Raw genomic sequence first — 12,731 nt, 5'->3', positions numbered from 1 at the left:
GATTATGCAGACTAGCATGACGAGCCTGACAAGTTATAAATTTCAGATGAATAGGTCAAGTCGTTCCAAAATAGGATGAAAATCGGGCTCAATGTTACATAGCGCATCTTGTTTAACGCGCACTGCCCGGGGTAATGGATTAATAAACGGCAGTCTGTGATCAAGCAACGGAATCATGAACCTAAGGAGGTATCCCAATCCCATGTTTGACCAGCACAGTGCCGGCCGTCTCAGGCTGTCAGGTAAGGTGGCAGTCGTCACGGGTGCCGCATCCGGGGATCGGTCTCGCATCCGCTGTGCGAATGGCAGAGGAAGGCGCGAAAATCGCCTTGCTGGACCTCCAGGGCTCTCCATTGGCAGCAGCGCAGCAGCAAATAGAGAAGGCCGGAGCTGAATCGCTGGTCTTGGAAGCCGACATTTCGCAGGAAGAAGATATCCGAAAGGCGATAGCTTCCGTGCTTGAGCATTGGGGGCGTCTGGATATCCTTGTCGCGAATGCCGGTATCAACGGCGTGCTGTCACCCATCGAATCGATGGAGCTTAACGATTGGAACCGGACGATGAGCATCAATCTGACAGGTACGTTTCTATGCTTGAAACATGCCATTGCCGCTCTGAAAAAGAATGGCGGCGGCAGCATTGTCATCACGAGCTCCATCAATGGGAACCGGGTATTCTCCAGTTTCGGCTTCAGTGCGTACAGCACTTCCAAAGCGGGGCAAGTGGCTTTTACGAAAATGGCGGCACTGGAATTGGCCCGGTACAAAATCCGCGTGAACGCGATCTGCCCAGGCGCAATCGAGACGAACATCGGAGAGAGTACCGAACGCCGACCTGAAGTGGAGAACATCAAAATACCCGTTGAATTCCCCGAAGGGGATCAACCGTTGAAACATAAAGCCGGGCAGCCGCGCCAGGTTGCAAATCTGGTGTTGTTCCTGGCTTCGGACGAGTCGGATCATGTGACCGGGTCGGTCGTATTCGTGGATGGCGCGGAGTCATTAATTCACGGTTAACTTTTATTCAGGAGGCATCCATTCCGAATGATAAGCGAATCTTGCATAGCCCTGCTTCTAGCCGGAGGGGAAGGAAAAAGACTGGAGCCGCTGACCGGCGAGTGGGCTAAACCAGCCGTTCCTTTCGGCGGGCGGTACCGCATCGTTGATTTTCCACTCAGCAACTGCGCGAACTCCGGCATTCATCGGAATTTTTACTCAATATAAATCGGAATCCCTGGAAAGCCATATTGGGGATGGCGCAGCATGGCTCGGTTCCGATAAGAAAAGTGGACTTCGTATACTCCCCGCAAGCCGCACCGGCACAAACTACCGCGGAACGGCAGATGCCATCTACCGGAACATCGATTATGTAGACAGTCAGAATCCGGACCACGTGTTAATTTTATCCGCAGACCATATTTACACGATGGATTATCGTCCATTGCTGGAATACCATCGGCACAAGGGCGCCTCCGCCACGATCGTGGTCAAACGGGTGCCTTGGAAGGATGCCGGACGATTCGGTATTATGAACACGGATGAATCCTTGAAAATTACCGACTTTGTAGAGAAGCCTTCCAGACCGGAAAGCAATTTGGCCTCAATGGGTATTTATGTTTTCCGTTGGGCGGATTTGCGGAAGTATTTAATTGAGGATGCGTATCGTGATCATTCCAGTCACGACTTCGGCAAGGATGTCATCCCGCTGTTGGTCCAAACCGGAACACCGCTCACCGCTTATCCTTTTGACGGATACGGAGGGATGTCGGAACGATAGACAGCCTATGGGAGTCCAATATGGACTTAATCGAGGGAAGGTTTGAACCCATCCGTCTCGAATGGCCGATTGCTTCTACCGGAAAGTATTTCAGCGCTTCCACGAACCCCTATTGTGAGTTGAGACGTTCGATTATACAGCATGGCTGCTCCGTCGAAGGAAAAGTTCATCGCTCCGTCATCTCTTCCGGAGTCTATGTCGGCCAAGAGAGCACCATCAGCGACAGTTATGTGATGCCGAACGCCGTTATCGGTAACCATGTACGGATCAGCAGAGCCATTATCGGCGAAGGCGCGATTATCGGGGATCACGCCATCATTGAAGGAACGGAGCAAGAAATCAAGGTGGTCGCTCCTCGAGTACATATCCTGTCACGCGAATACAGCCTGCCGTCGTTAAACCTGGTGAAGGCCGCATTCAAGACAGACTCGGCAGTTCAGCAGCCGCCCCTTGTTATCTAATTGGGTGCCCCTATAATACATAACAGCTTCACCGACAATGGCTGTCAGTGAAGCTGTTGTTTGTTTTACAACACTTTGCTGAGGAACTCCTGGGTCCTCGGATGCTGCGGGGCCGAGAAGATGTCCCGTGGATTCCCCTGTTCTACAATGACCCCGCCGTCGATAAACAGCAGGCGGTCGCCGACTTCACGCGCAAATCCCATTTCATGCGTGACGATGACCATTGTCATCCCTTCGCGGGCCAAGGACTTCATGACGTCGAGTACTTCGCCTACCATCTCCGGATCGAGTGCGGATGTAGGTTCATCGAACAGCATGACATGAGGCCGCATCGCCAGCGCGCGCGCAATCGCCACTCGCTGCTTCTGACCGCCCGAGAGCCGGTTCGGATAAGCATCCCGCTTATCCTCCAGACCGACTCGGCGAAGCAATTCGATGCCTATTCGCTCCGCTTCCTCTCTGGGTGTATTCCTGACCCCAATGGGAGCAAGGGTTATATTTTGCATTACCGTCTTGTGCGGAAACAGGTTAAACTGCTGGAACACCATGCCCATGCTCTGACGAAGCACATTGATATTTACGCCGCTGCCTGTGATTTCTTTGCCCTCAAATTCGATTTCACCGCCCGTAGGCGCCTCAAGAAGATTTAAGCAGCGCAGAAAAGTGCTTTTACCGGAACCACTAGGCCCGATCACCACGACAACTTCCCCTTTGGCGATGTCTACATCGATTCCATTCAAGACATTCGTTTTACCGAACGATTTGGTCAATCCGCGCACTTTAATCACTGGCTTTCAACCTCCTTTCACCGATTCCGAGAAGCTTGGACAGCGTAAACGTAAGCACAAAGTATATTCCTGCTACAATAATCAGCGGTTCCAATGGCGAATAAGTGGCGCCTCGAATGGCATTCGCTTGATAAGTCAATTCAGCGAACCCGACGATGGAGAGCACGGAAGATTCCTTCACTACGACAACAAATTCATTACCGATTGCCGGCAAAACGTTTTTAAAAGCTTGCGGCAAAATGATTTGGCCTCATCGCCATAGTTCTGCTCATACCGAGAGAACGTGCTGCCTCCATCTGTCCACGATCGACGGCTTGGATACCGGCTCTCATGATTTCAGCAATGTATGCTCCGCTGTTAATGGACAAAGCAATACAAGCTGCGGCAAAGATGCCTAAGTCGACGCCCAAGAAAAGCGGCAATCCGTAATAAAATAAATACACCTGTACGAGCAGCGGCGTGCCCCGAATAATTTCAACGTATGTCGTTCCAATGAATCGAATCGGCCAAATTCGTGACAACCGCACCAGCGCCACAAGAATCCCTACAAGAAGTCCGCCGATTACCGCCACAAGTGATACGGACAAGGTCATTTTCGTTCCGACCCAAAATAACGAACCATACTCATCCAAAAAAGAAAAATCCCAGTTATAGGCTAAACTCACGCTTTATTGTCCTCCCCTCATACCCTGAAAAAAGGGAAACAGGGGCGCTTCATAATAGCCGCCTCTATTTCCCCTCCGCCTGTCCAAGTTAACGGCTTATTTGTCCGCCAATTCGGTCATCTCAGCAACCCACTTATCGATGGTTTTTTCTGCCATTAGACGGTCAAGCGAATTTTGGATCTCAGCAAGTAGATCCGCCTCTCCTTTGTTTACCGCTACAGCAGAACCGCCGTCCTGATATTCGGGCACGACATCCGTCAAAGCCAGATCGGGATTTTTATTGACATAGCCTTGCGCCACGGGAAGTTCCACAATGAGAGCATCGACTTTCTTGGATTTAAGCTCCAAAACCAATTCTGTTGTTTTACCGAGCGACTTTACTTTTGCATCTTTAATTCCTTTTGCAATTTTCTCCTGAGTCGAGCCCATTTGTACGCCAATAGACTTTCCTTCAAGATCCGCCATGGTTTTGAACTTATCTTTGTCTTCAGCTCTAACGAATACGGCTTGCTTTGCTTCGTAATAGTTTTTGGAGAAATCTACGCTCTTACGACGATCTTCATCCGGCGTCATTCCTGCAAGAACAAAATCGATTTTGCCCAGCTTCAGTTCCGTCAACAGGTTGTCAAATTGCATATCTTTAATCTCCAATTCGACTCCCATATCTGCTGCGATTGCCTTGGCGATCTCAATGTCGAAACCAACAATTTGATCCTTACCGTCAATCATTTTATGGAACTCATAAGGTGCATACTCCGCGCTTGTACCCAGTACGATTTTTCCGGCCTTCTTTATGTCTGCCAGCTTACCGGAAGCCGTGTTGCTTGGAGCGCCGCTTTGGCTTGCGCCCGGGGCCGCGTTCGAACCTGAGTTTTCTTCTTTTTTTCCGCAAGCCGCAAGCGCGAAAGCCAGCACTAACGACAGAACGAGCAAAATTCCTTTTTTCATAGCCTGTCCATCTCCTGTAAGTTATAATTTCTCGTGATGAATATTTATTTATTGTAATGCATAAAAGCCCAATGGAATACCGGAAAAAGTTACAATTTTTCAACGAAATCAGGCGGTTGTTTGATATGAATTGCAACGCCAGAAAATCAACGGTTACTTTTATCCTCATGGGGCTTGATTGTTTCCCTGCGTGAGGGCTACCATAGTATTAATAAGAAACGATCGAAGGAGCCTTCCAATGGAACAATTAAAAAGCACCATTCGCGATACGATCTCCCGATATGCACCGCGGTTAAAGGAAGTTGCAGCATTTATCGGCGCACATCCCGAGCTAGGGCACGAGGAGAAGCAAGCTTCAGAATTGCTCGTTTCGGAGCTGCAAAAGCTCGGCTTTAACGTTAAGACGGAAGTTCTGGGCTTGTCTACCGCATTCATCGCCGAATACCGCTCCGGAAAACCCGGTCCCGTCATCGCCCTGCTCGCTGAATATGATGCTCTCCCGGAGATCGGACATGCATGCGGCCATCATCTGATCTGCACCATGTCGCTCGGCGCAGCAGCCGGATTGCGAGCCATAGCGGAAGAGACGGGCGGTACGATCCGTGTATATGGAACGCCGGCCGAGGAGACCATGGGCGCCAAAGTCGATATGGCCGCCGCAGGCTTGTTCGATGATTGCGACATCGCACTGATGGCGCACCCCTTCCACACCTATGAGAGATCGGGAGCTTCGCTCGCTATGGATGCGCTGCAGTTTGAATTCCACGGCAAGCCCGCACATGCGGCAGCCAACCCGCACCTCGGTATTAACGCGCTGGATGCGGTCATTCAATTGTTCAATTCCGTGAACGCAATGCGCCAGCAAACCCAGAGCGATTCACGAATTCACGGTATTATATCCAATGGGGGACAGGCGCCCAATATTATACCCGAATATGCGGCAGCCCAATTTTATGTCAGGTCCGCCAGCCGGGCATATACCAACGAGCTCTCGCGCAAGGTCACTGTCTGTGCCGAAGCGGCGGCCTTAGCTACCGGAAGCAAGCTTACCGTCAGCAATTACCAGTATTCTTACGACGAAATGAGAACGAATGAAACATTGTCCGACATTTTTACCGCAAATCTGCTCGCAGCCGGAATTAAACCGGAGGACATTCCGATCGGCAAAGATCACGGCTCATTGGATCTGGGCAACGTCTCTTTGCGCTGTCCCGCGATTCATCCTTACATTAAAGTTGTAGATCAACCTTATAATTTGCATACGGTAGAGTTCCGCGACGCCGCACAAACCGCTCCAGCCTACGAGGCTATGGTGTTCGGCGCCACTATGTTAGCTTTTACTGCGTCTGAAGTGCTGGCCCGACCAGACTTGCTAAAGCAAATCCGCGATGAGTTTGAAATCAATCGATAACGCTCAAAAGTTAAATAGAAAACGCACCGATTCCAAGCTGGCTCCCGCATTCCACCGGAGCCGGCTTGTTTTTTTGTCCTTCGATCTGATCAACCGACATATTCCCCTACCGTTTATGTTTCTTCGACTTTTTAGGCAGAAAATATGCGCTGTTTACTATGCCGGAATATAAGCGTTTTCATAATACTTAATTTTCGATATATTTACATCAAGAACGGCCAACTATTTCAAGGGGGTAACACAGAATGCAGAAAGGCAAACTGAGCAAGATCTTGTTTGCATTGACAGCGCTTTTATTGGTTCTGACCGCATGCGGACAAAACTCGGGAACAGGCAGCAAGTCCGACGGGCCTATTAAAATCGGCGCCATCCTCTCCTTCTCGGGCAACTTCGCTCCACTTTCCGAAAGTATCAAAGAAGGTATGGAACTGTACTTCGAATTGAACGGCAACAAAATCGGCGACCGTCCCGTAACGATTAAATATGAGGATGATGAAGCCAACCCGCAAGTCGCTCTTCGCAAATACCGTTCCCTGGTAGAGAACGAGAAAGTTGACATTCTGACGGGCCCTATCTCTTCAGCCGTTATTTACGCTCTTCGCGACGTGATTGAGAAAGACAAAATGGTGCTGATCGACGCCAATGCAGCGGCCAATGATATTTCATGGGCTAAGAAAAGCGATTATATCTACCGCGTATCTATCTCCAACTGGCAGGACGGCACTCCAGGCGCAGAATATATTTACAAAAATGTCGGCAAAAAAGCTTATGTCATCGCTCCAGACTATCCGGCCGGCCACGAAACGATCGAGGCTTTCAAAGCGGCTTTCATCAAAGCCGGCGGCGAGATCGTAAAAGAAGCATGGCCGAAGCTCGGCACGAACGATTACGCAACCTACATGACGGAAATTCAAGACTCCAAACCGGATCTGGTGTTCCCGTTCTTGGCCGGTACGGATGCAATCCGTTTTGTCCAGCAGTATGAGCAGTTCGGTCTGAAAGGTAAAATTCCATTGACAGGCACACAGGAATTCCTTGACCCGCTTGTAACAGTACCTGCGGGCAAAGCAGCGGAAGGCATTATCGGCGCTACGATGTATACGGCCACAGTCGACAATGCAACCAACAAGAAGTTCGTTGAGGAATTCACCAAGAAATACAACAAAACGCCTAACTACTTCAATGTCCAAGGCTACGATGTGGCTCAAGTCATCAGCAAAGCGGTTGAAAAAGCCGGCAGCACGAAATCCGAGGATTTGATCAAAGTCTTGAAAGATATCAGCTTCAGCAGCCCTCGCGGCGAGCTGGTTATGGATCCGAACACTCACAACTTGGCTTTGGATATGTATCTGGCAAAGAACGTTTGGAAAGACGGAAAAATCGAACAAGAGATTCTCGGTATCGCAGCGAAAGGTCTGAAAATACCGGACGCACCGCCGGCAAAATAAGTTTAAGTGATGACGGGGGGCGTGTCCCCCCGTTTCACCTATGTACGAGTGAGGAAAGAGGAGGATCCCATGTCTGTTACAACACTGACAATGCATTTATTAAACGGGCTCGCCTACGGCATGCTGTTGTTTATGATCGCGGCCGGTTTATCGATTATTTTCGGATTAATGAATGTCGTTAACTTGGCGCATGGAACATTTTACTTGGCAGGTGTGTATATCGCCTATTACTTTATAGGCCGGCAATTCGGATTTTGGCTGTCAATGCTTCTGTCGATCATCGTTGTGGCCATTCTTGGCGTCCTGATGGAGAAACTGCTGCTTGAACGGGTGTACGGCAAGGAGCTGGAACAGGTGCTCCTCACGTTCGGGCTTTCTTTTATATTTGCGGATGTCGTCAAGTGGATCTGGGGAACGAGTCCTTTGACTCTGCCTGTTCCCTCGGGATTGGACGTTTCCGCGGACCTTGGGTTTATGATTTTCCCGGCTTACCGCATTTTCGTCATCCTCGTCGGCTGTATGCTTGCGGTGCTTCTCTGGTATATGGAGAACAAAACGCGAGTCGGCGCGATGATTCGGGCTGGAGTCGACGACCGCGATATGCTGTCGGCACTCGGCATTAACATTAAAGTGGTGTTCACGTGCATCTTTGCCTTCGGCGCAGGGCTGGCCGGCCTTAGCGGAGTTTTGGGCGGACCTATTATGGGAATGTATGTAGGCATCGATTCTGAAATCCTGATCTCCTCCCTTGTCATTGTGGTGATCGGCGGGCTCGGAACCTGGAAAGGCGCTTTCATCGGGGCCATTATGGTCGGTGTTGTAGATACACTTGGACGTGTCCTGTTCCCTTCCTTCACGATGGCGATGATCTTTGCCATTATGATTGTGGTGCTTTTGATTAAACCGAACGGCTTGTTTGGACGGGGGGCTCACGCATGAAAAATCGACCATTATGGCTTAACCTCGTCCTTCTCGTTGTCCTGGCTGTAATGCCTCTCCTGCTTTCCTCATACGGATTGAAGCTGGGCAGCGAAGTGCTCATTATGGCCATCTTCGTCATGAGTCTCGGCCTGATTATCGGTTTTGCCGGTCTTGTTTCACTCGGCCATGCAGCGTTTTTCGGAGCAGGCGCTTATACGGTTACATTAATCGGCGATCATCTGAACAATACGTATGTGCTGCTGCTCGCCGCAATCCTTGTGTCCGGTATTCTCGCATTCATTTCCGGATTGTTATTTATTCGTTCATCCGGCGCTTATTTCTTGATGATTACATTGGCGTTCGGCCAAATGTTGTACGCCATCGCTTACAAGATGGAGGATATCACCGGCGGGGTAGACGGGAAGCCGGTTCTGGCAACCTTTGACCTTGGATTCGGTGCCATCGACAGCCGCTTGACCTTTTACTATGTGACCGCTGTTGCTTTTGCAGCCAGTTATTTCTTGCTTCGCGTGTTCATTTCCTCCCCGCTCGGCAAGAGCGTCAGAGGGATTAAAGAAAACGAGTCCAGGATGACGGCACTCGGATACAACACCCGTAATTATAAGCTTGTCGTCTACACGCTGTCCGGCATGATGGCTGGGTTTGCTGGCGGACTCTACTCCTACTTCAACGAGTATATTTCCCCGGACCTGCTCAACTGGATGTTCTCCGGCCAAGCACTGATCATGGTTATCGTCGGCGGCGTAGGAACGCTGCTGGGACCGGCAATCGGTGCCGGATTCTTCGTTATCCTGCAGAATTATATCAGCTCTTACACCGAGCGTTGGCCAATCATTATGGGATTGATTTTCGTAGCGATCGTCCTTTACGGCCGAGGAGGAATCATTCATATCGTCTCGTTGATATGGAACCTGCTTTTCCGACGCAAAAACCGGGATCAGAATATGCAGCATAAGGAGGGAACCGGCATTGACTCTTCTAAAAGTGGAACATCTGTCTAAATCGTTCAAAGCGCTCAACGTGTTAAAGGACGTTTCTCTTGAAGTTCGGGAAGGAGAACGCCATGTCGTAATCGGACCGAACGGTGCCGGCAAAACAACCTTGTTCAACTGCATCACAGGAACGCTGCCGATCAATCAAGGCACGGTAACGGTGAACAATACGCAAATCAGCGGGCTGCCGGCGTACACCGCCGTCGGTGTCGGTATGTCGAGAACCTTCCAAAAGAACAATCTGTTCGGAAGTCTGACCGTTGAGGAGAACCTGCACCTAGCGATCAACGCTTGTAAACCCTACCGGTTCAACTTCTTCAAGCCTATCAATAAATTTACCGACGTATTGGAAGAAACGGAACATCTGCTGAAAGAATGGAACCTCTGGGATCGTCGGGACCGTGTGGTGAACGAGCTGTCTTACGGCGAACAACGACTCCTGGAAGTACTGCTCGCTCTCGCCTCCAAGCCGAAAATCTTGCTTTTAGATGAGCCTACTTCGGGCATGTCTCCCGCGGAAACGATACAAACGACCAAGCTCATTCAAAGCATGCCCCGCTCGATCACCCTGCTTGTGATCGAACATGATATGGAAGTGGTGTTCTCCATTGCCGACCGCATTACCGTGCTGCATCATGGCGAAGTGTTCTTGAGCGGCGCGCCGGAGGAGATTAAGGGTGACGAGCGTGTGAAAGAAATTTACTTCGGGGGAGGCACGCTTAAACATGCTTAAGCTGGATCAAGTAGATACGTATTACGGAAACAGCCACATCCTGCAGCGACTCTCGTTCGAAGTACCCGAAGGAAAATGCGTCGCCCTTCTCGGACGCAACGGAGCGGGCAAAACGACGACCATCCATTCCATTGCAGGCTTGACTCCTCCGCGGCAAGGGAGCATTACTTATAAGGGCCAACCGATTTCCGGCCTGCCGCCTTATAAGATCGCCCGCCGCGGCATCGGCTTGGTGCCCCAAGGAAGACGGATCTTCCCTTCGCTTTCAATCCGGGAGAACTTGACGGTGCCCGCCAAAGACAGCCGCAGTACGGAATCCAGCAGGCAAAAGTGGACCTTGGACGAAGTGTATAAACTGTTTCCGATCCTCAAAGAACGAGAGCATAACATGGGCACTCAGCTTTCGGGCGGACAGCAGCAGATGCTGGCCATCGGAAGAGCCCTCATGACGAACCCGGAGTTCATTCTCATGGATGAACCGTCCGAAGGATTGGCACCGGTCATTATCGAGCAGGTAGGGGATATCATTAAGAAGTTGAAGGAAACCGGCTTATCCATTCTCTTGGTGGAGCAGAACTTTTACCTGGCTTGCGGCGCAGCCGACGAGGTGCTTGTCATGAACAAGGGGCACATCGTGTGGAAAGGCACACCTCAGGAGCTGCTTGCGAACGAGGAAATACAGCATCAATACTTGGGCGTTTAAAAGCGTTCAATACAAAAGGTGGTTCCTGAATTGATCAGGAACCACCTTTTGTATTAAACATTTAAGAAGCAAAAGAGATAATGGCATTTCCGCTGCCCGATGATTGACCATAGCCCCAGAACTCGGCTTTCTGTTCGTTATCCAATACGCCGAGAAGAGCCGCCAGATGACGTCCTCCCGACTCTACGCCGGCTATTTTTGAATATTGATTCAACATTTCGCGCGCGGCCGCATAGTCTCCGGTCATCATATACTGAATGAATTGATTATCCATAGCCTGTTCCGATCTTGACGGCATGTTCTCCCGCCCTCTGACCAGATTGTGGGACAAGGCGCCGCTGCTGACGAATACCACTTTCTTGTTTGTCTCCCGAAGCACCTTGCCGATTTGCTCTCCCCATTTGAACGTTTCATCTAAGCTTGCCGCACAGCAAATGGAAAGGCTGATGATCGGAATATTCTGCTCGGGCACCAAATATCGCAGGGGAACCACTGTACCGTAGTCCCAAATGTAAGTCGGATCATCGAGTTTCACGACGGGTAAATCCGCGTCCCTTCCCGCTGCCACCAGCTGGCTGGCAAGCTCGTGATCCCCCGGATGGTCATACGGCACATCCGAGATTAAATCCGGGCATTCCAGCGCCGTCAGTATTCCTGTATGCCGGGGTGTGGCATCGACATAATGATGAAACGTTGTTGGAAAATGGCAGGACATCAACACGATCGCTTCGGTCTGCATCTCTTGCATGCGATCCCGCATTTGCCGCAGCCCTTTGATTAATTCCTGTTGAAATGCCGGAGACCTCTCCTCATGACAGATGCTTGGAACATGCGCTGCCAGCAAAGCCATCTGCAGTGACATTCGAATCCCTCCTGTATATGCTTCCTTCACGAATGTAAACCTTTTCATTAAAATAATGCTTATTTGCTCTTAATGCAATAGACCGATTCCTTTATCCGGAACACGGAGACAGACAATTGCGCAATTTACATTTTTACGATACGGTACTTACATGAGCTCTAAATGGTTCATAATCGTTCAGTTCACAGGAGGTTCCTGCAGTGTCAGCAGAAAAAAGCGAGAAAAGGCTCCTATCCTCCCTGCAAAACGCCCTTCAAATCCTTCGTTCCTACACTTTGGACAATCCCTTGCAAGGAATTACGGATATCTCGAACAATTTGGGGCTGGGCAAAAGCACGGTGCATCGTCTGGTTACCACATTGGCGGAAGAAGGCTTTCTGATAAAAGATAAAGAGACGCAAAAGTACCGGCTCGGGTATTCCGTTCTGGCACTAAGCGGTGTCGTAACATCCAACTTGGACATTTACAATGAATCGCTGCCGGTCGTGCGAAATCTGGTAAACAAAGTGGATGAAACGGCCCATATCGGCGTGCTGGATGACGGCCATATCATCTACTTGCTCAAGGTGGAATGCAATCACCTCGTGCGCTTTTTGACGCATGTGGGCAGAAGGAATCCACTCCATTGCACGAGCTCCGGCAAAGTCATGCTTGCCCATCAAACTCCTGAATACATTAACGACTATATTGAAAACGGTCTAAAGGGATACACCAAGTCCACGATTACCAATCCCAGACTCCTCAACAAGACATTGGAGGAAATCCGGGAAAAGGGGTATGCAACAAGCTATGAAGAGCTTTTGGAAGGCGTTCACTCGGTAGCTGCGCCGATCCGGGACTACACCGGGAAAGTCATTTCCTCGATTACCACCGTCGGGCCGAAACAAAGGATTACTCTATCCAAAATACCTTTCTTCGCAAAAAATGTGATGGAGGCCGCCAACGAGATATCTATGAAAATGGGTTACATGAAGCGTATGAGATTGAGTTAATTTGATGCAT

Annotated in this window: 13 protein-coding genes and 2 pseudogenes; 10 read left to right on the top strand and 5 right to left on the bottom strand. The window is 50.0% G+C overall.

What is annotated here, in order from left to right:
• Positions 1-202: 202 nt before the first annotated feature.
• From SD71_RS10030 to SD71_RS24855, 3 genes and pseudogenes are all read left to right on the top strand, one after another.
• Positions 203-1,016: pseudogene (locus SD71_RS10030) on the top strand (SDR family oxidoreductase).
• Positions 1,017-1,043: 27 nt separating this feature from the next.
• Positions 1,044-1,776: pseudogene (locus SD71_RS24860) on the top strand (sugar phosphate nucleotidyltransferase).
• Between the two features lie 20 nt (positions 1,777-1,796).
• Positions 1,797-2,237: a GlgC family sugar phosphate nucleotidyltransferase gene (locus SD71_RS24855; protein ID WP_235427066.1), complete on the top strand. Its 441-nt coding sequence runs from the start codon at positions 1,797-1,799 to the stop codon at positions 2,235-2,237.
• A gap of 65 nt (positions 2,238-2,302) precedes the next feature.
• Here SD71_RS24855 and SD71_RS10020 read toward each other — a convergent pair whose 3' ends face one another.
• From SD71_RS10020 to SD71_RS10010, 4 genes are all read right to left on the bottom strand, one after another.
• Positions 2,303-3,025 carry an amino acid ABC transporter ATP-binding protein gene (locus tag SD71_RS10020; protein ID WP_041062284.1) on the bottom strand — a complete coding sequence of 241 codons (723 nt, stop codon included), beginning with the start codon at positions 3,023-3,025 and terminating at the stop codon, positions 2,303-2,305.
• Entirely contained in the window at positions 3,018-3,263 is a 246-nt protein-coding gene (locus tag SD71_RS24850; protein WP_235427065.1) for a hypothetical protein, read from the bottom strand. The genes SD71_RS10020 and SD71_RS24850 overlap by 8 nt, the downstream gene beginning before the upstream one ends.
• Positions 3,247-3,690, bottom strand: coding sequence for an amino acid ABC transporter permease (locus SD71_RS10015; protein ID WP_235427064.1), 444 nt, complete (start codon positions 3,688-3,690; stop codon positions 3,247-3,249). The genes SD71_RS24850 and SD71_RS10015 overlap by 17 nt, the downstream gene beginning before the upstream one ends.
• Positions 3,691-3,786: 96 nt before the next feature.
• On the bottom strand, positions 3,787-4,638 hold the full coding sequence (locus SD71_RS10010) for an ABC transporter substrate-binding protein (protein ID WP_041062282.1): 852 nt from the start codon (positions 4,636-4,638) through the stop codon (positions 3,787-3,789).
• A gap of 238 nt (positions 4,639-4,876) precedes the next feature.
• On the opposite strand from SD71_RS10010, the gene SD71_RS10005 reads away from it, so the two are divergent.
• The 6 genes from SD71_RS10005 to SD71_RS09980 all read left to right on the top strand — a co-directional run bounded on the left by SD71_RS10005 (position 4,877) and on the right by SD71_RS09980 (position 10,867).
• Positions 4,877-6,049, top strand: a complete 1,173-nt coding sequence (locus tag SD71_RS10005) for a M20 family metallopeptidase (protein ID WP_041062281.1) — start codon at positions 4,877-4,879, stop codon at positions 6,047-6,049.
• A 245-nt stretch (positions 6,050-6,294) separates the two neighbouring features.
• Positions 6,295-7,497, top strand: a complete 1,203-nt coding sequence (locus tag SD71_RS10000; protein WP_041062279.1) for an ABC transporter substrate-binding protein — start codon at positions 6,295-6,297, stop codon at positions 7,495-7,497.
• A 69-nt stretch (positions 7,498-7,566) separates the two neighbouring features.
• The gene (locus SD71_RS09995) at positions 7,567-8,436 is read left to right on the top strand and encodes a branched-chain amino acid ABC transporter permease (RefSeq protein ID WP_041062277.1); all 870 of its coding nucleotides are present in this window, start codon (positions 7,567-7,569) and stop codon (positions 8,434-8,436) included.
• Positions 8,433-9,440, top strand: coding sequence for a branched-chain amino acid ABC transporter permease (locus tag SD71_RS09990; RefSeq protein ID WP_052476126.1), 1,008 nt, complete (start codon positions 8,433-8,435; stop codon positions 9,438-9,440). The genes SD71_RS09995 and SD71_RS09990 overlap by 4 nt, the downstream gene beginning before the upstream one ends.
• On the top strand, positions 9,409-10,164 hold the full coding sequence (locus tag SD71_RS09985; protein ID WP_041062275.1) for an ABC transporter ATP-binding protein: 756 nt from the start codon (positions 9,409-9,411) through the stop codon (positions 10,162-10,164). Before SD71_RS09990 ends, SD71_RS09985 begins: the two co-directional genes overlap by 32 nt.
• A complete protein-coding gene (locus SD71_RS09980; RefSeq protein ID WP_041062273.1) occupies positions 10,157-10,867 on the top strand; it encodes an ABC transporter ATP-binding protein in 711 nt (236 codons plus the stop codon). Before SD71_RS09985 ends, SD71_RS09980 begins: the two co-directional genes overlap by 8 nt.
• Positions 10,868-10,928: 61 nt before the next feature.
• Here the strand turns inward: SD71_RS09980 and SD71_RS09975 are convergent, their stop codons facing one another.
• Positions 10,929-11,729, bottom strand: coding sequence for a DODA-type extradiol aromatic ring-opening family dioxygenase (locus SD71_RS09975; protein WP_041062271.1), 801 nt, complete (start codon positions 11,727-11,729; stop codon positions 10,929-10,931).
• Between the two features lie 200 nt (positions 11,730-11,929).
• Here SD71_RS09975 and SD71_RS09970 point away from each other — a divergent pair, with 200 nt between their 5' ends.
• Positions 11,930-12,721, top strand: coding sequence for an IclR family transcriptional regulator (locus SD71_RS09970; RefSeq protein ID WP_041062270.1), 792 nt, complete (start codon positions 11,930-11,932; stop codon positions 12,719-12,721).
• Positions 12,722-12,731 lie beyond the last annotated feature (10 nt).

The sequence above is a fragment of the Cohnella kolymensis genome (assembly GCF_000829465.1).
Classification (GTDB): domain Bacteria; phylum Bacillota; class Bacilli; order Paenibacillales; family Paenibacillaceae; genus Cohnella; species Cohnella kolymensis.
The sequence above is the reverse complement of the archived record's forward strand: the minus strand, read 5'-3'. Positions and strand labels throughout refer to the sequence as shown.